This is a genomic window from Rhodococcus sp. SMB37 (assembly GCF_004345605.1).
GTDB lineage: Bacteria > Actinomycetota > Actinomycetes > Mycobacteriales > Mycobacteriaceae > Rhodococcus.
The window spans coordinates 103835-126585 of record NZ_SLVY01000018.1 but is presented as its reverse complement, the minus strand read 5'-3'; the positions used below and the strand labels follow the sequence as shown (position 1 = coordinate 126585).

Genomic DNA, 22751 nt, shown 5'->3' with positions numbered 1-22751 from the left:
GTGAATAACAACTGGCCGCAGCGAGAATATCAGCTGCGGCCAGAGGTAACGAAAGGATAACTTGGGGCGCCCCAACTTTGTAAGCCCGCATTCCGGTGAACTCCGTCACACGAATCGTGGGGTCAGCGGATCCTCGAATGTGACCCGCGATCGGCCGTCACTCCGGCGACACGTGCGTCACCTTCTTGAAGCCACTCGCGGTGGCGCGGTCCACACCGGCCTTCACGATTCCGAAGATCAACCCCTGCACTGCCGCCGCGACGAGCACGTCGCGGGTGCTCTGCGACAGATCCTGGGGTTCAGGCTTCTCGGCACCCTTACCGAGCCGTTTCCATACCTGGCTGAAGACCGCACCTGCGAGCAGGCCTCCGCCGACACTTGCTGCAAGAGCGAGTGGCTTGTAGAAGATCACGCGCGCATCGGCCATCTATCGGTTCCTCCTCCGTAACGGCACCGGTCCGGCGCCACCATCTCCTGAACGAATTACCCAACGCTTCCCTGCCGCAAACAGCCGACGACGCCCGCCCGACTCCACCACCGGTTTCACGGCTCTCGCGGACGCCGGACACGGTGCCACCTGCTTCTCGGTGGTCGCTTCCCCGGCAGGAGCGGGCGTTGTCCTCCGCGAGGGTCCACGGCGAGGAGAAGCATCACGACGCCGAGCGTCACATGCAGCCAGTTGTCGGCGTTGTTGACCGGCAGGATGTTGGCGGCGCTGTGATGGTCGATGAGCATGCCGTACACGGCCAACCCCAGATAGAGGCTTCCCCCGCCCGCAAGGTAAGCGCGTGACCAGAGCAATCGACGCGCCGCGAACACACCGGCCACGCCGAACGCGAGATGGACGGCGTTGTGGACCAGCGAGACCTGGAAGAACCCCAGCAGATAGGCGTGGGAGTCCGTTCCCGCCCGCAGAATCGTGCTGTAGTTCGAAGTCAAGCCGGGCACGAAGCCGAGGACGCCGATGATCAGGAAGACGAACGCGACAACAAGTGCGTATCCCTGCGCTCGACGCCGAGCCGCGAAGATCTGATCGTCGGCACTCATGGGCACCTCGAAGTCGCTGCACCGGACAGGTTGCGGTGCAGTCCGTCACACGGTCTCGCGCTCCCAAGCCCGGTGCGAACCCAGGAGTTCGAGCAGTTGAGAAACCAGCTCCTGCGGTTCGTCCCCTGTCGCGACCCCGGGCGCCGTGGTGTCCCTCAATGCGGCTGTTCCGCTTCCCCAGGCGCCGAGCGCCTTCTGATGCCTGAACGCCTCATCGACGAGAACAGTCACGCGCTGATCTTCGGGCGCCGCCGCGAAGAGCACGGCATCGAACTCCACCGACCTCGCGGTCAGGAGTGTGCGCGACACGGGCACCGCACCGGCACCGAGCGTTCCGCCATGCGGTGCAATGACGAGTGGGACCACACCGGCGGCGTCGAGCGCTTGGATCGCTGCCTGCAGTTCACCGATGTCGGTGGCGTCATCGGCGACGATACCGACGACACGCCCGTCTACCGGCCATGTCGAACCGACCTGCGACAGCGCCGGACTCGGCGTCGGATTACCTAGCTGCACAGTGGGTTCCGGAGCATCGAGGCCCAGACCGGCCGCCACTGTTGCACACAGATCAGCGTCGATGTTCGCAAGCTCCTGCAGACCGCGTTCCTTGATGGCCTGCTCGTAGCATTTCCCGAGCTCGAACGTGTAGGCGCTCGCGACGTGCTGCTTCTCGACCTCGGAAAGACTCACGTAGAACAAGCGCACCTGCGAGAAGTGATCATCGAACGAACGCGCCGCCGCGCGCTCCTTCTTCGCGGCGGGAAGTTCATGAGGAAAGTCGATGAACGCGCCGTCCTCGAGCGCCGCTGCGAACGGGCATCCGGCGTCGAGCGAGTTCGGCCGGTACGGCGCCACTCCGGTGTGTACGGCGTGCTGATGGAAGCCGTCGCGCAACATGTCGTTGACGGGAGCATGAGTGCGGTTGATCGGGATCTGCGCGAAGTTGGGTCCACCGAGCCGCGTGATCTGTGTATCGAGGTAGGAAAACAGGCGGCCTTGAAGCAGTGGGTCGTCGGTCACATCGATTCCGGAAACCAGATGTCCGGGGTGGAACGCGACCTGCTCGGTCTCGGCGAAAGAAGTTACTGGGATTCGCGTTGAGCACCATGCTGCCGATGATCTGCACCGGTGCGAGCTCCTCCGGAACGATCTTGGTGGGATCGAGAAGATCGATGCCCTCGAACATCTGCTCGGGAGTGTCCGGAAACACCTGAACACCGAGATCCCATTCCGGATATGCGCCGGCTTCGATCGCGTCCGCAAGGTCGCGCCGATGAAAGTCCGGATCGAAGCCGTTGACCAACTGGGCCTCCTCCCATACCAGCGAGTGCACCCCGAGGCGCGGCTTCCAGTGGAATTTGACCAGTGACGATTCACCGTCTCCGTTGATGAGGCGGAACGTGTGGATCCCGAAGCCTTCCATCATGCGGAACGACCGCGGTATACCCCGGTCGGACATGTTCCACATCGTGTGCGCGGCCGCTTCGGTATGGAGTGTGACGAAATCCCAGAATGTGTCGTGGGCGCTCTGGGCCTGAGGGATCTCCCGATCGGGATGAGGCTTACCCGCATGGATGATGTCGGGGAACTTGATGGCATCTTGAATGAAAAACACCGGGATGTTGTTTCCCACAAGATCGAAAACACCTTCGTCGGTGTAGAACTTGGTTGCGAATCCGCGAGTGTCGCGCACCGCGTCGGCGGAGCCACGCGAACCGAGCACCGTCGAGAAGCGCACGAAGACCGGGGTCTCCACGCCCTTGGCGAGGAACCCGGCACGGGTGAGGCTCGTCGCGGCGCCGTTCCCGCGGAACACTCCGTGCGCTGCAGCACCGCGCGCATGAACGACGCGCTCGGGGATTCGCTCGTGATCGAAGTGCGTGATCTTCTCACGGAGATGATGGTCTTGCAGCAAGGTGGGACCACGCTCGCCTGCCTTGAGTGAATGGTCCGTATCGGTGAGACGGGCTCCCTGAGCAGTGGTCAGAAACCGGCTCTGCTGCGCACGCGTGCGTGCCGCGTCGACGGGGGCACCGGCGGCGGTCACACCGGCGGGCTCCGACTGGTCGGGTTTGGCCTCGGGTGGATCCACCGGAGCCGTGGGCTCGTCGACGCTCGGCTCGATCGACGAAGGAGTACCTGGGACCTTGGGGATATCGCCGGACATGTGTTGTCTCCGATTCGTGAGCGTGGACGGTGACCTTCCAGTTGGCTACCCGACTGCTCCGAGATCAAACGTAGTCAGCGGATCCCATCCCACAGCGCACGCAGATCCGGCTCCACGTCGTCGGCAGTCGCGCATGTATCACCGAAGACCATCTCGGTGCGCGCAGATCCGTACGGCGCCCACCCCGGGGCGCCTGTCGTCACAAACGTCACCCAGGCCTGATGCATCCGCTGGGCCAGATCCTGCGGAGGATTCGGACCCGCCAACGCGCTGTTTCCCGAGACACGGAGATTGTCGAACACGAACCCGATGTCCAGCGCGTGCGTCGCGCCGAGCCGGCCGTCGCACTCGGGCGACTTCCAATCGAAGCGATACACGTACGTGGCAGCGTCGAACGCAGAGCGCGCCTCGGCGACGCGGACGACCGGAATCCGATACATCCAGTCGCGCACCACATGCATGAGCACCTCACCGGGCGTCGCTTCCGGTCGGGCCGCGCGGTAGGTGTCGAGGGCCGCGGATTCCGTAAGACCATAGGACGCTGCGAGTGCGGGGAGCATCGTGTCGTCGACCGCGTCGGCAATTCCGGTGGGCACCAGGAACAGCGTCATCTCGTCACCGTTGTGGCCGACGAGAACGTCGACATCGGACGACACCCCAGCAGCGATCCGATCGATGGGCAGCTCCGGCAGCACTGTGCCATCGATGCACGGTTCGAAGGCCATCGCGTGAGTCGGAATCTCACCCCACACCGCCGGATCCGACTCGCCGCGGATCCGCGCGACCAACGCCTCCTGAGCCTCGACAAGTTTGTCGCGATCGATCGTCGAGAGGCCTGCGCGGGTGGGTTCGACGTCGAGCGCTTCCGCCAACGCCCCCGACACCTTTCGCGCTGTGTCCGCCGACATCACCGAATGCCCGGCTCCACTCTGCGCAATCGCACGACGGAACAGGCCTTCTGCAGAGGGCATCGCCAGTAGCGATCCGACGCTCATCCCGCCCGCGGATTCACCGACGATTGTCACGGCCTCGGGGTTACCGCCGAACGCGGCGATGTTGTCGCGAACCCACTCGAGCGCAGCCACCTGATCGAGCAGCCCGCGATTGGCAGGTGCGCCGGACAGAAGGGCGAAGCCTTCGGCGCCGAGCCGGTAGTTGATGCTGACGAAGACGACGCCGTCGCGGGCGAAGTTCGCGCCGTCGTACAGTGGCACCGCACTGCTGCCACGAACGAACGCGCCGCCGTGGATCCAGACGAGCACCGGCAACGACGCATCGACACCGGGCGTCCACACGTTCAGGTTCAGTGGGTTCTCACCGGGAATCGCCGGATCTTCGAAGAACCTGTCGAACGGCGCACCGTAGGCCGCCTTGGGTGCGGTGGGGCCGAATTCGGCCGCATCTCGCACGTCGTCCCATTTCGGTGCGGGTTCAGGTGCCGCGAACCTGAGGTCACCGAACGGTGCAGCCGCATACGGGATGCCCTTGAAGATCGCAGTACCGCCCACGACAGCTCCGCGCACCCGTCCGCGTGTGGTCTCCACAACGGGATTCATTCACTCTCCTCATGTTCGGGCCGTCCGATCGTCAGCATCGCATGCCGAACCGAGAGGTCGTCAGCAAAGCGCCGACTTCCTCACGGGTCATGGTGGCACCCTCGTCGCAGTACGCGTCGAAGTTGCCGGTGCGCGACGCCGCGGTCATCGCCGCGTCCTCCTCCGCGCTGTACGGATCGAGAAGATCGATCTGCACCCCTACGCGCTCAGCGTGCACGCGAACCGCCCCCAACACGCGTGCTGCGTCGGCAGTGCGTCCCGCTTGCGCGAGCGCGGCCGCCGCAGTGTGCATCGTGACGATCCACCCGGTCACTTCGCTGTCGAATTCGAGAATCGGGAGGATCTCGCGCGCAAGTGCGAGCCCTTCTTCGTGGTCGCGGGAGTCCGCCGCGATCTTCGCCAGCGCCCACAACGAGCAGATCGGCACCCACTGATATCCGCAACGGCGACCGACTTCGACGGACTTCCGCAGGGTCGCTGCCGCCTCCATGTCTCCGCTGCTGCGCTGAGCGATTCCCATGACCATGAGGAGGGAGGCTTCGATCCAGTCGACGCCGAGACGGCGTGCATCGATGAGACTTCGCTGCACGATGTCCACCGCGCCGTCGTGATCACCGCACACGGTGCGGTAGTAGGCCCGCAGTGAGTCCGCATAGGCGATGTCTGCAGCATCGCCGCTGTCGAGCAGCACCTCACGGGCGCGGTCGCTGTGACGCTGCGCGGTCTCGGAGTCGCCGGTGAGGTCGGTGAGAAGCGCCATCCCCAACAGCGCCCTGCCGAGGTGCTCCGGCTTGGGGGCGATCGGATGCTGTTCGACTCCGTCGATCGCGGCGCTCAGAAAACCCAGCCCTTCCGACACGTTTGCCTTGCGGTACCAGAACCAATACAGAGCACCGGACAGTTCGAGAACATAGTGCGGGTCGCCGCTTTCGAGCGCAGCGGCCAGCACCGCTCGATGCTCCGCCCGGTCGGCGGCCAGCTCGGACACCGCATCCCGCGCACCGGGCCCCCGGAGTTCGGCCGTCAGAGCGACCGCCCTCCGGAAGACTCGATTGCGGTACGCGGCCACAACGCGCATCTCCTCATCAGGTGTACGTTGTTGTGCAGCAAAGTGTTTGATGGTCTGCAGCATCACGTATCGTCTGGGCGTGGTATCGGGTACAACCGACAGCAACGAGCGACGCACCAACACTCGCACAGTGTCGACCACGCGAATCGGGTCGTCTACACCGAGCACGGCAGCGACGCCGTGGATGTCGAAGCTTCCCGCAAAGACCGAGATGGCCCGCAACGCCCACGACGACGGCGCGTCGAGCATTCGGTAACTCCAGTCGACGGTATCGATGAGACGTCGTTGGCGCGCCCCGGCGAAACGCGGTCCTGCGTTGAGCATCGTGAACCGATCCGCAAGTCCGTCCGCGATCTGACTCTCGGACAACACACACAGTTGTGCGGCGGCAAGCTCGAGCGCGAGCGGAAGTCCGTCCAGGTCTTCACAAATCCGATGCACTGATGTGGAATCTGCCGTCGCCGGCGACCAACCGGGGTCGAAGCGAACGGCACGATCAGCGAACAGCTCGACAGCGGAGGCCAGTTCGAGCGGCCTGATTTCGTATCCGACTTCGCTGTCGACGTCCAACAGCTCTCGGCTCGTGGCCAGCATACGGACACGACGGCAGCGTTCCAGCAGCACCGCGACGAGGTGCGCCACCGCAACGACGAGATGTTCGCAGTTGTCGAGGATGAGGAACATCCCACGTCCGCCGATAAGAGCGGCAAGCTCCTCGACCGTCCCCACACCCGGCAGGCCCAGGGCCTGGGCAACCGGCGCCGTGATCGACGACCCTTCTGCCACACCCGCGAGATCGACGAACCAGGCATTTTCCCCGGTTCGGTGGCTTCGCGCCACCTCGAGCGCAAGCCGCGTCTTCCCCACGCCGCCGGGGCCGAACAGGGTCACCAGCGCATGACTGTCCAGCAGATCGGACACTGTCGCCAGGTCCGCCGTCCTTCCGATCAGCCGAGTACGACATGCCGGCAGCACCGGAGGCGCAGGTTCGTCCGGCGGCAGCGGCGCAACCTCGTGCGTGAGAATCCGTTGCTCGAGCTCCTGTATCGCGGCACCGGGATCTACACCGAGTTCGTCCATCAATATCTGCCGAACGCGCCGAATCGCGGCAAGCGCGTCGGCCTGGCGTCCACTTCGATACATCGAGAGCGCCAACAGTTCCCACGCGCGCTCGTCGAGAGGATACCGCTCGACAAGTGACTCCGCGGCGTGCAGTGCCTCGCGCGTGCGTCCGCGAGCAAGATCGATATCGACGAGCGCACTCGATGCGTCGCGATACAGCCCGTCCAATCGTGTCCGCTCGGGGGCCACACAAGCGAGGTGCGCGACGTCCTGGAACGGTTCGCCTCGCCACAGCCCGAGCGCCTCGTTCAGAAGCGCCGCGGCATCGTCCGGGGCTGTGGGTGTCTCCGTCGCGCGAACCTCATGGGCCGTCCTGATGAGAGCATCGAATCGGGCCGAGTCGAGTTCGGTGATCCGCAACGCATAATGGGACCCGCTGCGCACAACCGGGCCTCCCTGCCCGCGGTTACGCTGTGGATCGAGGTGGCGACGCAGTTTCGACACAGCAAAGTGCAAAGCGTTGACCGTCGGTTCCAGCACGTCGTTCCACACATCGGCAAGAAGCTGATCCGCGCTCACCGAGTGCGGATACGCCACAGCAAGTGCAGCAAGCAAGGCGCGTTGACGTGGTCCGCCGAGGTCGATGGGAACACCGGCGCGGAGCGCCGTGACAGGCCCGAGAACCCCCACTGTGATCTGCGCATCCGGGAGTTCTGCACCACCGACGCGTGTGCCCATGGACCACACCCCCGACTCGTCACGGCCCCTCCCCGGGGACTGTCGACGTCGAGGTTACCGCGCTGATTCGGCGCACAGATCCGCAAAAATACCCTTCTGCATCAGCAGCTCGGCGTATGTGCCGGATTCGACGACGCGACCGTCTTCCAGCACCAAGATCAGATCTGCGGTGCGCACCGTGGACAGGCGATGTGCAATGACGATACGGGTTTGGCGTAACCGCCCGATTCCCGCGACGACGGCGGCTTCGGTCACCGAATCGAGAGCGCTCGTCGCCTCATCAAACAACAGCACCCGAGGCCGGGTCAGGAGCGCGCGGGCGATGGTCACCCTCTGCCGCTGGCCACCGGAGAGACCGCCGCCTTCACGAAGGACGGTGTCGTAACCCATCGGCAGGTCAGCAATGTCCTCGTGGATCTGCGCGAGGGACGCGGCCCGCACGATGTCTTCGAACGGCGCGTCGGGATTCCCGGTGGCAATGTTTTCGGCGACGCTGCCGGTGAACAACGTGGAGTCCTGCGTGACGACACCGAACTGTGCGCGCAACGACCGGGCCTCGAGGCGCTGCGCGTCGAGGCCGTCGTAGAGAACCGTGCCTTCGTCGGGGATATACAACCCGAGCAGCAGACGCGCGAGCGTGCTCTTCCCTGAACCGGACCGCCCCACGAGCGCGACCGTGGCCCCCGCCGGAATCTCGCAATCGATTCCGCGCAGCACCCATGGGGATCTCGGACTGTACCGGAATCCGACATCGCGGAGGCTGATCGCACCCGACAGTGTCGGCGCGGTAGAGACTTCGAGCCCCTGCTGTTCGGGAGCGGATTCGAGGATGTCCCGGAGACGCCGCGCGTATGCCGCGGCAGACTGCAGGTATTGCACGAGCGTGAGGAGCGACGTGACGAAACCCATTGCAGCCACGGCCATCCCGTTCACCGCAATGAGTTGCCCGAGCGACAGTCGACCGTCCAGCACATGGATTGCGCCGACGAACAGCAGCACGGCCGGCGCAGCCGCACGTAACGAAGCCTGCGCCGCATCGACCAGACCGGACACGAGGGAGCTCCGGACCGAGACGGAGAGCGCCTGCTCGAACCGTGCCGTCCATCGCGCGATCACCGCAGCCTCGGTTCCGGAGGCCTTCACCGTTTCGATACCGCGAATGTTTTCGATGAGCAGGCCTTCGGCTTCAGCGGCGGTGGCGGCCTCACGCTGCTTCAGATCGACCACGCGTCGATGCACCACCCAGATCAGAAGCGCCTGCACCACCGTGAGCACAAGCAGACCCGCACCGACACCTGGCGCCCACCACATCACGATCGCGATGTAGGCGATCGCGAGTGGACCGTCGATCAGAGCGGACACGACCCTCTCGGTGAGCAGATCTCGGATGGTGCCGATACCTCCGACGCGCTGCGCAACGTCATTCGTGCCCCTTCGCATGAAATAGGCGAAGGGCAGCGAGAACAGTCGCTCGACCGAGTATCCGCTGAGTGCAGCATCGACACGGCGACGCATCAGTGCGATGACGATGGTGCGCAACGCCCCCACCGCCAGCACCACGAACGCGATACCGGCCAACGCCACAGCAAGCAGGCTCAGAAGCCGGAGGTCGGATTCGGGAATGACCTTGTCGACGAACACCGCAGTGAGCAGCGGAATCACGACGCCGACGACCTGCAAGACCACCGACGCGCACAGTGTCGCGGCCAACGAAGCGCGGTTGTTCCGCCAGACGAGTGAGAGGAATTCTCGTCGCCAGCGGGTATCTCGAGGACGTGCCGGTTGGTTCTTCCCCGCCACGTCGCCCGCCGCGAATTCGAGCACCACGCCCGAGTACCGCTCCGCGAAGTCGTCGTGTGTCAGGCGCTGTCGACCCCGGCTCGGGTCCACCACCAGCACGTGGCGTGCCGTGACGCGGTCGACGACGACGAAATGATTGTGTTCCCAGTGCACGAGTGCGGGCAGCATGGTGTGGCCGCCGACGATCGATTCTGCGGGCCGTCCGAATGCCCGCACCTCCAGTCCGTAGCCTCGGGCTGCCTGGACCAGCGCGAGTGCCGTCGTCCCGTCGCGGCCCACCGCAAGGTCGTCGGCCACGTCGTTCACCGTCCTCGGCGCACCGTAGTAGTCGAGAATCATGGCCAGACACGCTGCGCCGCAGTCCGACATTCCCGACTGATGCCGTAGGCGGACCCTGCGTGTCACGATGCCGCGACTCGATCGGTATTCTCGGCCTCACCCCAGAACCACTCGACCCGCGCGGCACGCCTTCGTTCGGCGAGCCACTCGTCGAACACGTACTGCTCGGCGATCCGCAGGGCCGAGGCATCGATCGGTGCGCGATGTACGGCGAGAACCTGCACGACTTCCCATCCGTCGTGGCTCACGCGCGCAGCCATTACGGTTCCCGGCTTCGAGGCGAGGACCAGGTTCGCGAGATCACCGTCGAGGTCACCGCGCCCGATCTCGCAGAACGCCACCTGGCCACGGTCCGCGGCCACAGCAAGACCGGCCTCGCCGGTGAAGTAGCGAATCGCGTCGTCGGCGTCATAGCTGTGAACGTCGGCGACCCGCATCGCGAACTCGGATGCTTCCGCACGGCTCGGGAACACCACCCGGGCGATGCGTGCGCGGTCGAGCGCAGCGGGGTGCTCCCGGAGCCACACCGAGGCACGGTCGCCGACGATGCGCCTGCGGAGCACCGCTAGTTCTGCCTCTTGCCGCACAGTTCTCTCGAACATGGTCGGGCTCAAATGATTTCGAACCATCCAGGATTCGGTCGCGTCGCGGGTGAGCAGGCCTCGTGCCCGGCGGAAGCCATCGATCGCCACCTGCACTTGCGCGTCGGTCAGCTCGACGGGGTCTTCTTCGAGCGCAATGCGGATCGTGCAGGCATCGATGAGCCCGGTGAGGAGGTCGGGACGATCCCACATCCCGTCGAGATGCAGGATGGCGTCGCCGACCGTGAGGGTCTCTCCGTCCACCGATAAGAGCGCTGATTCACCGACGCGCCGCGCACCACGAAGTGGCCACGGCAGGAAAGAGGGTGGAGACCACGACAGTGTCGTCACGCATCCGTCCGCATCGGTGACGAGTAGTGCACTCTGTGTCGACCCGTCGAAAGGCTCGATGTGTCGCACGAGCCGCATCCGGAGTTCGGGATTGTTCTCGCGTAGGACGCGGAGGGTTTCCGATGAGTCGGCGTGCACGTCGCTGGATGCACTGTTCTCCAGGCGGATCATGTCCAGAAGGTCGGACAGCAGACTCGCATCGAGAGTGTGGTGTCGCTGCGACGTGATGAGGGTCATCGAAAAGCTCCGTTCGTCAACGATTGTGGTGATCGGTCCGCGGCAGAGAGCAACAGATCTGCGACGGCGTCCGCAATCGGGATACCTGTTGCTGATTCGAGCCACAGCCATTGGCCGGCCGGGTTGATCTCGAGGAAGACGTAATCTCCGTCAGGCGTGAGGATGAGATCCATGGCACCGTAATTCAGGTCGAACTCGGACACGAGCCGGACGCAGCGTTCGGCCATGTCGTCCGGCAGGGAGTGGACTGCATACAGGCCCGGCGTGGAATCGTACTTGCGCCAGTCACGTCGCGCGTGATTGCTTCGCTGGCTGTCGATTTCGACCGCAAACGCGCGATCACCGACAACCGTCACCCGCAATTCGACGAGCTTGGGTACATACGCCTGCGCAATCACCGGACAGAATCGGATGGCATCTGCCGCAGCGAGGTCCATGGTCGCGGGGGTCTCGGAGTATCGGGCGAACATCCGTCCACGCACTCCGATCGAAGGGTTTTCGAGCGGTTTCGTGATGATCTGCCCGCCATGGCGATCCCAGAAATCCATGAACGCCTGCGGATCGGAGGTGATGAGGGTTGGGGGAACAGCGAAACCGAGTACACCCGCGAGCGCCAGCTGAGCAGGCTTGTGCGATGCATACCGTATCGCCCGCATCGTTCCCGGCACTGCGAGACAATCCAGACTGTCCCAAACGTAGGAGGAGAACGTACGGGTCTCGTCCCGGATACATTCTCGCGAAACGGGATCGTCGATCTCAGGATCCGGACCGGGCAGGTTGGGTCGCCGAAACCAGATGCTGTCAACAGCATCGAGATCAAGTCCGCCCGCAGAGTTCGAGAGTGTACGTTCGATTGATCCGGATCGGGAATACGATACTGAAAGCGCTGCGTTGACGGGGAATTCACCTGGATCGAAAACTGCGTATCCCGCCCGGCGCTGGACCAACCGCTCGATGACGGCATCCGCGTGCACATCACCGGGACAGGTGAGAACAAGGACATGAGTCACTACGAAGACCTCCGGGGACTGCCCGGGGCGCAAGACCACGCCCCGGGCCACGATCCGACGCGATCTCCCGTAAAACGGAAGACGGCACAGAGCAGCCGACCATCCGTCAACTAGCCCTGGACGATGACATCGGGCCCCTCAGGTTGGCAGGTCTCCGTGTTGATGATGATCTCGCACTTTTCCTTGGCCTTCGCCTTGCCACCCGCCACGCGGGCCAGTCGGGACTCGTCCAGTTCGACGCCCATCGCGGAAATCGTGTCGATCGTGAACTTGCTCATTCAGCTCTCCTTCGCGTGTTCCGTGCCGGACCTTCCGGCAGCACGGATATCGTCACGAGGCCGGCTGTGCAGACTCTGAGCAAGCGATAAGCGCCGACTCTGTCACTGGCACAGAGATACATCTCGGCGTGGCTCGGGCTCAACCCACGATCGGATCGTCTGCGCGGATGGAACCATCCAGATCTGGAATGCAGCCGGTCCGCCCCTTGTCATCACGGATGACCCCTCGGCCACCCAGAATCCGAGCAAGTCGTGATTCGTCGAGCACTGTGCCGTCTGCCGAGATGGTGTCGATGTCGAACTTACGCATGGCCTGTCTCCTCGAGTTGTGCGTGCGCCGGACGGTCCGGCGCACGCACAACTGTCGGGGAAGGCACCGAGCAACTTCTGAGCAGCGACAACGCAGTCGTTCAGTTCTCCTGAGCTGCCTCGATTGCCGCGAGCGCTTCGGTGACGTTCGCTTCGACCTTCGATTTGTCGACGCCGGCCGACGACAATGGTCCCGTGCCGTCCTCCAGTTCGAGGAGCGCCAGCAGGATGTGTTCGGTGCCGATGTAGTTGTGCCCGAGTCGCAACGCCTCGCGGAAGGTCAGTTCGAGAGCCTTCCTTGCCTGCGCGTCATACGGTATGAGCTCCGGGAGTTCTCCCGTCGCCTGTTCCGGCAGGGCAGCATGGACAGCACGCCGCAGATCGTCGAGCGTGATTCCCTGTGCGACGAGTGCGCGGGAGGCAAGCCCAGCGGGATCCGCCAGCAGCCCCAGTACGAGGTGTCCGGGCGCTATCTCCGCATTGCCCGCCGCACGCGCCTCGTTCATCGACGCCATCACAACGTTCTTCGCGCGTGGGGTGAAGCGGTTGAATCCCTCGTTCGGATCGAGGTCGTTGTCGGCCTTCGATACGAACCGCTTCTGAGCAGCCTGTTTGGACACTCCCATACGTTGACCGATCTCCGACCACGATGCGCCGGAGCGTCTGGCCTGGTCGACGAAGTGGCCGATGAGGTGATCGGCCACGTCTCCGAGGTGGTCGGCGGCGACCATGGCGTCCTGGAGTTGGTCGAGGGCGTCGGGGTGGACTTTCTTGATCGCTTCGATGAGGTCGTCGAGGCGAACCGGGTGGGTGCTACGCGTTGGTTCAGTCATACGTCAACCGTAGGTTGACGAAGCTTGATCGTCAACCACTAGTTGACGATCTTGTCACCGGCCGATCGCAGGCACATCGCAGGGAACACCATCCGCAGCAATCGCCCTCGGATGACGGGGGGCGGCGGTGACCAATCGGCTCAGCCGGCTCGAAGACAAGGGACTGCTCGAACGTCGCACCGATACCAACAACCGCCGAAACGTCCGACGGCCGGCCGCACTACTGGAACTAGGCGACCAACTCCGGCCTGTTCCCTGGTATCGGCTTCCGGAACAGATCCACACTCTCGGGTGGAATGAACTGCGGCCGACGGTATTCGGTCATCTCGACTTCCCAGTCGGTGTGATGCATCAACCGGTGGTGGTGTCCGCAGAGCAGCACGAGGTTGTCGAGGTCGGTGTCACCACCGTCGACCCAGTGGTCAATGTGGTGGGCATCTGCCCACGCCGGTGGTGTCGAACACTCGGGAAAGGAGCATCCGCCGTCTCGCACTGTGAGGGCGCGGCGTTGCGCGACCGTCGCCGAACGGTGCGTCCGTCCGTGTGCCAGCGGCACGCCGTGTTCGTCGAGCAGGATCCGAGTGACCTGGCAATCGCAGGCGAGCATCCTGGCAGCGTCGATCGACAACGGTCCGGCCCACGGTTCGGTCGCGTACCCGTGTTCGGGACTGTGGGCGAACAGTTCCTTCACGGCGGCGTTGTTCGTGAGGTCTTTGATGGAGGCTGTCACCGTCACGTGTGGTTTCACACCGCCTTCGACGGGGGCGAGTCCGGCGGCTTCGACGCACTGCAGGAGTTGCTCGAAGGCGTCGGCGGTGCGTCTGAAGGGAGGCCGGTCGTCTGTGATGCCGTTCGTTTCGGGCCTCGGTGCCGACAGTGGTGAGAGCAGGTGCCGGAGGCGTGCTCCGGTGACGGCGTCGAAGTCTCCTTGATGACGACCCTGCCGTGCAGGGTGGTGGAGACGAACAGTTCGTTGCGCGTGGTGTCTTCACCGGGTGGTGGTCCGTCGCCGGTGCTGTAGAGGTGTTCGAGGCGGCGGATCAGGGCTCGCACGGTGGCTTTGGTGGCGACGGTCTTTCTGGCGTGGTCGATGAGGATGGTGCGGGCTTTCTCGAAGTCGCACGGGTTCATGGTGCGTGGGTAGTGTTGGCAGAAGTAGGCGATCTGGCGGGCTTTGTCTGCATCGAGTAGCCCGGATGCGTAGGCGTCGCGGACTTCCGGTTCGAGCCGGAGGAGCTTCGCGAGTGATTCGATGCGGTGGCATTCGCCGATCTCGAGGTTGGTTGCGGCGGCGAGCCAGTGTGCGGGGCTGCGGTAACCGTGGTCTTTGACGGTGTCGCGTTCGAACATCGCGATCATCAGATCCACTCGCTGCACCTGCGCGGTGTGGATTTCGGCGGAGACGGGATGCGGAGTTCTGTTCATCGCCCGAACACGGGACCACCACCGAACAGAGCCCTGTGCGAATCCGGTTGATTCCCTTCGACATCCACTACTCCGTAGTCGAGTGCTGCTTCCGCGGTGATCAGCGTGGAACCACTGCGTTCGTGCACATTCGGGTCACCGGCCAATGCGACGACAACACGTCCGATGAACTCGGGGGTCTCGGCATTAGCGAGCGGAAAGCCCTGGAAGTTGTCGAGTCCGCGGGCCAGCATGGCCTCGTTCTTCACGAGTCCCGGCCACAGCGACAGCGCCGTCACGCCCGTGTCGCGCAGGTCGACGGCCATGTCGGCGGCCATCTTGTCCAGGCCCGCCTTGGACATCCCGTACAACACCGAGTGCAGGTACCCGCGCGTGCCGAACGACGAGATGTTGACCATCATCCCGCTTCCCTGCGGCACCATGAGCTGGGCAGCCTCGACCGAGGCGACGTAGTGGGCTCGTAAACCCACGCCGATGAGGCTGTCCCAGTCATCGACAGGGCGTTTCCAGAACGGATCGGTGAAGCCGGCGAATCCTTTCGGACTCGCCCACACGTTGTTCACCAGCAGGTCGATTCGGCCGCTCTGCTCGTCGGCGATACGGGTGAAGAGTTCGTGGATCTGCTTATCGTCGCGGTGATCGCATTGCACAGCGATGCCGCAGCCGCCGCGTTCGGTGACCGTCGCAGCGGTCTGGTCGAGTGGTCCGCCGTCTCCGACCGGCCCCCGGCCCGTGACATAGACCGTCCATCCGTCCGATCCGAGTGCGCAGGCGATTCCCTTGCCGACGCTGCGGCTCGCACCGGTGACGAGAGCGATCTTCTGTTCTGCCATGTCACTGCACCACTTTCACGTCGTCGGTCAGGGTTCGCTCGATCGACCACAGCACTTTCACGTGGCACCTGGAGATTTTCCACCGACCGTCTTCGATGACATAGTCGTCGTCGTAGTCGAGTGCGGTGACCCGCTCGGTGCCGGCATTGAGGTCCACCTGACGGAACCGCAGCGTCCACGCGCCCGTGGCGGTGCCGGGCCCTGTGATGGAAATGCTCGGATGCATGCCGTGGTGCATGTCGAGGATGACATACCGGTCGTCGACGCGTTGCAGGGCGATTCTGGAGTAGATGTCGACGAGTCCGTCGGCGTCGTCGAAGCTGCCGAGCGCGGCCCCGTAATAGATGTCGGCGCCCTTCGCGATGAAGCATGCGCGCATCGCCTCGGGATCCTTGGCATCGCATGCGCGGAAGTACCGGTGCTTGAGCATCCGGATCTCCTCGAGCGCCTCGAGACGTGCGAGGCGGTCTTCCACGGTCGGCATGTCTGGTCCTTCCGACGGATGTACGACGGACACCGGTCGTGCCCGCTGCGCCATCCTGACATAGAACGTGTTTCAGAAAACACCCTTCGTCCCGCTCATCGGCCAGGTGGGTCACCAGATCACAGCGATGCCCGCATTCAATAGCGACAGGACGCCGACCGCGTAGAACAGTGGACGCGGCGCCGGCTCACCCGATCGCCGTTGCCGCGCACTCCCCATCCCGATCACACCCCCGAGTATCACGAGGACCACGAGTTTGACGCCGAGCTTCGTGTAGTCGAGTTCGATTCCCGCAGGCCACGGCGCTGCCAGCGCGAGTCCGGTGACGAGCGACAGCAGCAATCCGTAATCCATCACGCGGGTCATGCGGAACCGGCGAGCCACCGACTCGCTCACCCACGCACCGAATGTGGCTGCAAATCCGACAATATGGAGAAGTACGACAACGTCACGAAGAAGATCCATGCGAATATCCTTGCGTTTGTTGGCATGTCAGGTCTGGTCGACCTAATGTCGGTTGTGACATATACACATTCGTCCGGAGATATGTGACAAATCGTAGCCTGACTCCGATAGACAGAACGCACAGGTATCGAGGTATCACCGAATCGGAGGAGTGTTCATGAGTAAACGAACGATGCGCCGCACGGGGGCTTCTGCACTCGCCGCAATCGGAATGGGTGCGGCGATGGTCGCCGCTGGAGGTGGTGTGGCGACTGCTGCACCGACTTCCACGGATATGACATGCACGAGCGCGAACCCACTCCCTTGGGCACCGTCGTTCACATGGAACATTCGCGCGGGGTCCGGCGAATCGATTCCTCCGGGTGGTGACGTGCTGGAACCGGCACTCCTGCTCAGCGGCGGAAACGACCTGCCTTACCCCCCGGGTGGCCTCATCCCGAGCATCGGACCCAACTGGTATGGGACGCAGGTACTGGTCGACTGGACCAACACGACAACCGGCGAGTCCGGACGCAGTGTCAGCGATCAGGCAGCGTGGAATCAGAACCCCGGCATCCCGATCAATCGCACCTTCCCCGGGACGGGAACGGTCGACTTCACCGTGACCGTGCAGACCGGTGGGGGATGGTGGTTCATCAACACCCAGAACGCGGTCTGCCAGGGCACCATCGACGTCGTGTCCCGAGCCTGATCAGGACCGGAGGTGAGGCCGCCCGCACCCGCGGGCGGCCTCATTCAGCTCACCAGCAGGAGAAGTAGTGCGGTGACGGCAAGTACGTCGGGTCCACGCATCCGTTGCCGGATCAGGTCGACGGGAATCTGTCCCACAGCAGTGTCGAGGATCAGACCGTCGTAGTCGGTGTAGGGATGCGTACGAACCCGATAGGCAGCGGCGCACGCCCCCACCAGGACGAGGGGCATGACCAGGAGATCTGCTGCCACCAGCGGCGCAGTGAGAACGGTCGTTGCAGCAGCAACAATGGCCGGCACAGCCATCAGGGGCACACGCAATACCCGATCGTGAGCACCGAGCGTCGCACGTAACCCGCTGTTGGCAGACAGGTCCCGCAGTCCACCGCTGAAAGCCACTGTCACCGCGAACACAAGTGCGAGATGAGCAATGGCCGCAGCGGTCGGCGACAGCACCGCAGCCAGAACCCAGCCCGCGAACACCGCGCCTGCAACGTGGAGAAGCGACGACGGACGGCGACGAAGTCGAAGCACATCACTACAGATCAACGCCCGCGTGCGGCTCGTCGGTAGTGCACGCGAAGGACGGCGAGCCACCTTCCTCCACGCCCTCTGCTCAGCGACCCCGGTCAGCACCGACAGATCCAGTGCCGTGATCGATGTGCTCGCTGCGGCAGTCATATCGGATCCCACCGTCATGTCGGCGAGACCGATGCGGCCACAACAACTCACCGCCGCCGCGCCGGCCGATACAACCAGCACTCCGACAACGACAACCGGAATCCACGTCGTGGTCATCGGTACGGTCACCCCCGCAATGGCGAGTGCCGCTGCCGCACCCCCGAGAACCGCGAACACCCCGGCCGTGGCGCGAAGCGTCCATACCGGCAACACCCTGCATTGAGCGAGTACCGCGAAGGCAACTACACCGATCCCGATACCCATCCCGAATACCGTGAACGGGAGCCAGCCTTCGAGCGCTCCGATGAACGCAGCGAGTCGCCCCTCAACTGCACCGACCAGCGCGCCGATACTCAGCGCTGCGAGCAGCCGAGCCCGCAGTAGGCCGCCGCGATCGACCGGTGTGGACAACACCCACCATGCTGTGTTGCCCACGGTGGTGACAGGTCCGAGCGAACGAGCCGCGAGTGTGGACAGCGACGTGAGAATCGCGAAGACCGCCCAGCCCCACGTCGGATTCCAGCCTTCTCCTGCAAAGAGGATCGACTCGGCGAGGGCGGTCGGGGGGCGTGTCGCCAGCCACCACACGAGGCCCCCGCACACGTACAGCCCCAGAACCGACACAACGATCAGGCCTTCGCGGTGGGTTCGCGGGATGTGTGTGCGCTCGAACCCGCGCCGCACGGCCTGCACAACGCGCACCGACGGGATAGGTCCCGGAATGTCCGTCAGCGCCATGAGTCTGCGTCCACCGTCAGGTCTGCAACGGAATCCACGAGCGCAGCGTCGTGGGACACCAGCAGCACCGTGGTACCCACGCGTTTCTCGTTGCGAATCGCATCGGCCAGCCAGGTCCGTCCGCCGACGTCGAGGTGCTGTTCGGGCTCGTCGAGCGCCAATAGTCGACGAGGCCGAACGAATGCCGATGCCAGGCCGAGTCGACGTCGTTGACCACTCGACATCGTGACAGGCAGTTGGTCGGCCGCATCGAGGAGACCGACATCCTCCAGCGCCCGCGACGCCTGCCCGTACGGATCCGGTACGCCGTGGGCGGTGGCGACAAGTTGCAGATGCTCGTGCGCAGTGAGATGCGCAAACACCGCGACATCGCCGACGACCGCGGCTACCGCAGCCCGAAAACCCGGAGAGGACTCGTCGACAGGGTCGCCGTCGACGGTGATGCTGCCGTGGTCGAGCCGCTCGGCACCGACCACGCATCGCAGCAGTGTGGATTTGCCCGCGCCGTTGGCGCCGACAATCGCGCAGCATTGCCCCGCTGCGACGTCGAAACTCAGTTCGGTGAAGACGCGTAGACCACCGAAGTGGCGTTCGGCGTCGCGCACGGACACGACATGGTTGTGTGACGGCATGGGGATCTCCCGAATTCCTCGTAAACCAACGATGAGTGCGAGGAAGCGGGGACCGATCGGTCAGAGCGCAGCAGTCGATCCGGTCCCCGCGTGGGGACCGGGCGCTCGAGGTCGTGGTTTGCCGGCGGTGTCCGGGTGTGAATGACGTCGAAGTTCGCCGTGCCGGCGATTCTCTTCGTCGGTCGGACCGCGTGTGGTGCGACCGAGGCCGAACAGCAGGTCGTCCGCGCGCCAGGCAAGTACCAGCACTGCTACCGCGGCGACCGCGACGAGAAGCCCCGTCAACAGCGCCGACGTGTTGCCGGCCGAGGCGAGGTCGATGGTGAAGAAGACTGCAGCGGCCCACGACAGGACGAACAGGAGGACCTCGACGCCGTTGCGGGTGCCGAAGAACATACCGCGCAGTCTATCTCCGTCTCGCGCCGACCGTTCCCGCGGGGCTTCAGCGCTGCAGGTCGACAGCCTCGTCCATCCGCCCCAGCTTGTGGGGGTTGGCGATCCCGTAGAGGTGCGTGATCCTGCCGCCCTCCACCACGATGCTCACCGCCACGGTGCCGCCGTCCGCGGAGAGTCGTGCACCCGGCATCCCGTTGATCCTGGCCGTCGTCACCGCAAATCCTCGAACGTTCACGTACCGGACCAGCAGCGACGCCAACCGGTCGGCTCCGACGATCGGCTTCCTCGACGCAGGCGCCAGCCCACCGCCGTCGGCGACGGCCACTACATCGGGGGCGAGGACGTCCAGCAAGGTCTGCAGGTCACCGGTGGTGACCGCTGCCAGGAACTTGTCGACCACCGCGGATTGCTCGACGGGATCGACGTCCATCCGTGGTCGTCGCGCGGCGACATGTCTGCGGGCACGGTGAGCGATCTGCCGGACCGATTCCGGAGTCTTCTCCACCGCCGCGGCGATCTCCTCGTACGGCGTTTCGAACACCTCCCGCAACACGAACACGGCACGTTCCGCAGGGGCGAGTGTCTCCAGCACGGTGAGCATCGCGATCGAGACGCTCTCGGCGAGTTCGACGTCGTCGGCGACATCGGGAGTCGTGAGCAAGGGCTCCGGTAACCATTCCCCGACGTACTCTTCGCGCCTCCGGGCCGACGCCCGCAACTGGTTGAGCGACAACCGCGTCACGATCCGAACCAGATAGGGCCGGGTGTCCCGCACCTCGGTGCGGTCTGCCGCGTTCCACCGCAGCCATGTTTCCTGGACCACGTCCTCGGCGTCGGCAGCGGAGCCGAGCATCTCGTACGCGACCGTGAAGAGCAGGCTGCGATGGGTGACGAACGGATCGTCGGTCATGACTTCGACGCTACGGCGAGCGGGGCCAGATCGCAGCTCGCCGCATACTCCTCCGATCTCACTCCTAGTGCGATGTTGGAACGGGTCGCGAAGTTCGAGAACGCGATGTGTGCCGTCAACTCGACCAGCGCCGCCGGTCCCAGTGCGTCGAGCAGCCGGGCCGACAACTCGTCGGTGACCGTCGGCGGAGTGGAGCTCATCGCCTCGGCGTACTCCATCACGTCGCGTTCGAGCGATGTGAACGCGTCGGACTCGCGCCACCGCGGGACCTCACGCGCCTTCCTCACATCGAGACCCTTGTTGTGCGCCTCGAAATATCCGTAATCGAGGCAGAATTCGCATCCGACGAACGCTGCCACCGCCATGTTGGCGAAGGCCTTCAGGTTCTCGTCGCAGCGGTCCCATTTCTTCACCTTGCGACCGACACCGAGGCTGAAGTTCATCACCTTCTTGTTGTGCCACAGCACGGCTACACCGTCGGGCACGTTGCCGACCATGCGTCGTGCCATGCGTTCGACGAGTCCGCCGTAGAGTCCGGTCATCTCTGCCGCCGGGATCCTGGTGGTCATGGTTCCTCCGATCAAAGTGGCTTCGACATGAAGACACCGGCGACATCGGAAATGTGACAGCACTGCCAAGAATTCAGGGCCGGATCACGTATCGACCGCGCACGCCACCCTTCGCCACGGTCCGGTGCGCGTCGGCGGTCTGCTCCAACGGCACCACCGCGTGTACGCGGGCCGGTAGTTCACCCGAAACGGTGCGGGCGAGCAATTCGGCGAGTCGAGGTCCGTCCGGTGTCGTGTCCACCGCGGTCGTGGTGATGCCGCGCTCCGTGGGCGGTTCGGCGTTCGGCCGGACACCGACGAACGCCCCACCGTCGCGGATCAGGGGCATCGCCCGCTCCTGTAGGGCTGCAGCGTCGGCGAGGGCGTCCCAACCCGGCTCGGCGTGCGTGATGAAGTCGGCGCCGAGGCCGCGCACGAACTGCTCGTCCTCGGCTCTGGCCAGACCGGTCACCTGCCAGCCGCGGTCACGTGCGAGCGACAGGAGGTACGCGCCGACCGCCCCGGCCGCCCCCGTAACCAGCAATCGGTCGGCGCCGGCAGGTGCGTTTCCGAGCAGGTCGACGATCTGGGCTGCTGCCAGTGCGTTGATCGGCACCGTTGCTGCCTCGACCAGATCCAGATCGTCGGGCACCACGGCAAGGTCGGCTGCCGACACGACGAGTTGCTCGGCGTAGGTACCGAAGTCGCGGTCGAATCCGATGACCGCTCCCGCGACACGGTCGCCGACGGCCAGGTCCACTCCCGGTCCGGCCGCGAGGACGGTTCCGGCGAAATCCATGCCCAGGCCGGTGCGTTCGGGCTGATCGATCATGCCTGCCGTATGGAAGAAGCCGCTCGCGACCGCGAGGTCCACGGGATTGACCGTCGCTCCGGCCACCCGAACCAGGACCTGGCCGGGCCCGGGATCGACGGCGGCAACGTCGACGATCTCGATCGAGTCGGGGCCGTTCGGGGCCCGGACAACGGCTGCGCGAAAAGTAGAGGTGTGCATCGTCTGCTCCTGAAGTCTTGTGCTGAATGGGATACCACTTCACTATTGAGGGGTAACTCTCCAACGGGAAGTACGTACTTCGAAGTGCGTAACTCTCCTCGGAAGAAAAGAGCGTTCGATGCCGACGATGACCGCCGCACAGAAGCGAGCACGGGAGCACCAGGAGTACGACGCATTCCTCGCGCAATGCCCCAGCCGCCAATTGCTCGACCGGATCTCCAACAAGTGGGTCGCGCTGATCATGGCTGCGCTCGGCAGCGACGGCCCGCACGGGCCCGGCAAATGTGCTGGTGATCCGCGCGCGATGCGGTACTCCGAATTGTCGCGCAGGCTGGCCGGAGTCAGCCAGAAGATGCTCACCCAGACGTTACGATCCCTCGAACGCGACGGCATGATCACCCGCACTGTGACGCCTACCGTGCCGGTCACCGTCAGTTACGAGCTGACCGACCTCGGCTTGTCGCTGCACCAGGTGATCCGTGGTATCAAGGATTGGGCCGAAGCGAACATGGACGAAGTGCACGCCCATCGCGAAGCATACGACGCCAACAGCGAGTGAC

22 protein-coding genes and 3 pseudogenes are annotated in these 22751 nt (G+C 64.5%); 2 read left to right on the top strand and 23 right to left on the bottom strand.

The genetic code is table 11. From position 1 onward, the window contains the following. Nucleotides 1-157 precede the first annotated feature (157 nt). The 17 genes and pseudogenes from EV641_RS24370 to EV641_RS24295 form a co-directional block, all read right to left on the bottom strand. Entirely contained in the window at nucleotides 158-427 is a 270-nt protein-coding gene (locus tag EV641_RS24370; protein WP_054712949.1) for a DUF4235 domain-containing protein, read from the bottom strand. A gap of 116 nt (nucleotides 428-543) precedes the next feature. After that, on the bottom strand, nucleotides 544-1047 hold the full coding sequence (locus EV641_RS24365) for a DUF4383 domain-containing protein (protein ID WP_054712951.1): 504 nt from the start codon (nucleotides 1045-1047) through the stop codon (nucleotides 544-546). A 45-nt stretch (nucleotides 1048-1092) separates the two neighbouring features. Then, a pseudogene (locus EV641_RS24360) lies at nucleotides 1093-3214 on the bottom strand (catalase). Nucleotides 3215-3288: 74 nt separating this feature from the next. Then, entirely contained in the window at nucleotides 3289-4770 is a 1482-nt protein-coding gene (locus EV641_RS24355) for a carboxylesterase family protein (RefSeq protein ID WP_132475206.1), read from the bottom strand. 31 nt (nucleotides 4771-4801) lie between these two features. Continuing rightward, nucleotides 4802-7639 (bottom strand): BTAD domain-containing putative transcriptional regulator, encoded by a 2838-nt coding sequence (locus tag EV641_RS24350; protein WP_054712953.1) that lies wholly within the window; start codon nucleotides 7637-7639, stop codon nucleotides 4802-4804. 54 nt (nucleotides 7640-7693) lie between these two features. Continuing rightward, a complete protein-coding gene (locus EV641_RS24345; RefSeq protein ID WP_132475204.1) occupies nucleotides 7694-9844 on the bottom strand; it encodes a peptidase domain-containing ABC transporter in 2151 nt (716 codons plus the stop codon). Further along, entirely contained in the window at nucleotides 9841-10947 is a 1107-nt protein-coding gene (locus EV641_RS24340) for a TIGR04500 family putative peptide maturation system protein (protein ID WP_054712958.1), read from the bottom strand. The genes EV641_RS24345 and EV641_RS24340 overlap by 4 nt, the downstream gene beginning before the upstream one ends. Continuing rightward, the gene (locus EV641_RS29965) at nucleotides 10944-11603 is read right to left on the bottom strand and encodes a hypothetical protein (RefSeq protein ID WP_241997438.1); all 660 of its coding nucleotides are present in this window, start codon (nucleotides 11601-11603) and stop codon (nucleotides 10944-10946) included. Before EV641_RS29965 ends, EV641_RS24340 begins: the two co-directional genes overlap by 4 nt. A gap of 27 nt (nucleotides 11604-11630) precedes the next feature. Continuing rightward, nucleotides 11631-11957: pseudogene (locus EV641_RS30300) on the bottom strand (MvdC/MvdD family ATP grasp protein); the annotation flags it as partial. A 110-nt stretch (nucleotides 11958-12067) separates the two neighbouring features. Next, the gene (locus EV641_RS24330; protein ID WP_132475200.1) at nucleotides 12068-12235 is read right to left on the bottom strand and encodes a putative ATP-grasp target RiPP; all 168 of its coding nucleotides are present in this window, start codon (nucleotides 12233-12235) and stop codon (nucleotides 12068-12070) included. A gap of 139 nt (nucleotides 12236-12374) precedes the next feature. Continuing rightward, nucleotides 12375-12545 (bottom strand): hypothetical protein, encoded by a 171-nt coding sequence (locus EV641_RS29335; protein ID WP_158289210.1) that lies wholly within the window; start codon nucleotides 12543-12545, stop codon nucleotides 12375-12377. Nucleotides 12546-12645: 100 nt separating this feature from the next. Further along, entirely contained in the window at nucleotides 12646-13377 is a 732-nt protein-coding gene (locus EV641_RS24325) for a Clp protease N-terminal domain-containing protein (RefSeq protein WP_132475198.1), read from the bottom strand. Nucleotides 13378-13606: 229 nt separating this feature from the next. After that, nucleotides 13607-14254, bottom strand: a complete 648-nt coding sequence (locus tag EV641_RS30210) for an HNH endonuclease signature motif containing protein (protein WP_277874524.1) — start codon at nucleotides 14252-14254, stop codon at nucleotides 13607-13609. Nucleotides 14255-14415: 161 nt separating this feature from the next. Then, nucleotides 14416-14736, bottom strand: a pseudogene (locus EV641_RS30205) (HNH endonuclease); the annotation flags it as partial. 62 nt (nucleotides 14737-14798) lie between these two features. Then, on the bottom strand, nucleotides 14799-15635 hold the full coding sequence (locus EV641_RS24305) for an SDR family NAD(P)-dependent oxidoreductase (RefSeq protein ID WP_054712963.1): 837 nt from the start codon (nucleotides 15633-15635) through the stop codon (nucleotides 14799-14801). 1 nt (nucleotide 15636) lies between these two features. Further along, a complete protein-coding gene (locus tag EV641_RS24300; protein WP_132475194.1) occupies nucleotides 15637-16119 on the bottom strand; it encodes a nuclear transport factor 2 family protein in 483 nt (160 codons plus the stop codon). A gap of 111 nt (nucleotides 16120-16230) precedes the next feature. After that, nucleotides 16231-16584, bottom strand: a complete 354-nt coding sequence (locus EV641_RS24295; protein ID WP_054712965.1) for a hypothetical protein — start codon at nucleotides 16582-16584, stop codon at nucleotides 16231-16233. 157 nt (nucleotides 16585-16741) lie between these two features. Between EV641_RS24295 and EV641_RS24290 the strand changes: the two genes are divergently transcribed. Continuing rightward, the gene (locus EV641_RS24290) at nucleotides 16742-17275 is read left to right on the top strand and encodes a hypothetical protein (protein WP_132475193.1); all 534 of its coding nucleotides are present in this window, start codon (nucleotides 16742-16744) and stop codon (nucleotides 17273-17275) included. Between the two features lie 44 nt (nucleotides 17276-17319). Here EV641_RS24290 and EV641_RS24285 read toward each other — a convergent pair whose 3' ends face one another. From EV641_RS24285 to EV641_RS24260, 6 genes are all read right to left on the bottom strand, one after another. Then, nucleotides 17320-18693, bottom strand: a complete 1374-nt coding sequence (locus EV641_RS24285; protein ID WP_132475191.1) for a DUF6297 family protein — start codon at nucleotides 18691-18693, stop codon at nucleotides 17320-17322. Further along, nucleotides 18684-19325 (bottom strand): ABC transporter ATP-binding protein, encoded by a 642-nt coding sequence (locus tag EV641_RS24280; RefSeq protein WP_054712969.1) that lies wholly within the window; start codon nucleotides 19323-19325, stop codon nucleotides 18684-18686. Before EV641_RS24280 ends, EV641_RS24285 begins: the two co-directional genes overlap by 10 nt. Before the next feature lie 60 nt (nucleotides 19326-19385). Continuing rightward, nucleotides 19386-19721, bottom strand: coding sequence for a DUF6412 domain-containing protein (locus EV641_RS24275; RefSeq protein ID WP_132475189.1), 336 nt, complete (start codon nucleotides 19719-19721; stop codon nucleotides 19386-19388). Nucleotides 19722-19767: 46 nt separating this feature from the next. Next, a complete protein-coding gene (locus tag EV641_RS24270) occupies nucleotides 19768-20631 on the bottom strand; it encodes an RNA polymerase sigma-70 factor (protein ID WP_132475187.1) in 864 nt (287 codons plus the stop codon). Next, the gene (locus tag EV641_RS24265) at nucleotides 20628-21200 is read right to left on the bottom strand and encodes a carboxymuconolactone decarboxylase family protein (RefSeq protein ID WP_054712972.1); all 573 of its coding nucleotides are present in this window, start codon (nucleotides 21198-21200) and stop codon (nucleotides 20628-20630) included. The genes EV641_RS24270 and EV641_RS24265 overlap by 4 nt, the downstream gene beginning before the upstream one ends. Nucleotides 21201-21273: 73 nt before the next feature. After that, nucleotides 21274-22191 (bottom strand): NADP-dependent oxidoreductase, encoded by a 918-nt coding sequence (locus EV641_RS24260; RefSeq protein ID WP_132475185.1) that lies wholly within the window; start codon nucleotides 22189-22191, stop codon nucleotides 21274-21276. 118 nt (nucleotides 22192-22309) lie between these two features. On the opposite strand from EV641_RS24260, the gene EV641_RS24255 reads away from it, so the two are divergent. Next, the gene (locus tag EV641_RS24255; RefSeq protein WP_054715023.1) at nucleotides 22310-22750 is read left to right on the top strand and encodes a helix-turn-helix domain-containing protein; all 441 of its coding nucleotides are present in this window, start codon (nucleotides 22310-22312) and stop codon (nucleotides 22748-22750) included. The last annotated feature ends 1 nt before the right edge of the window (nucleotide 22751 follow it).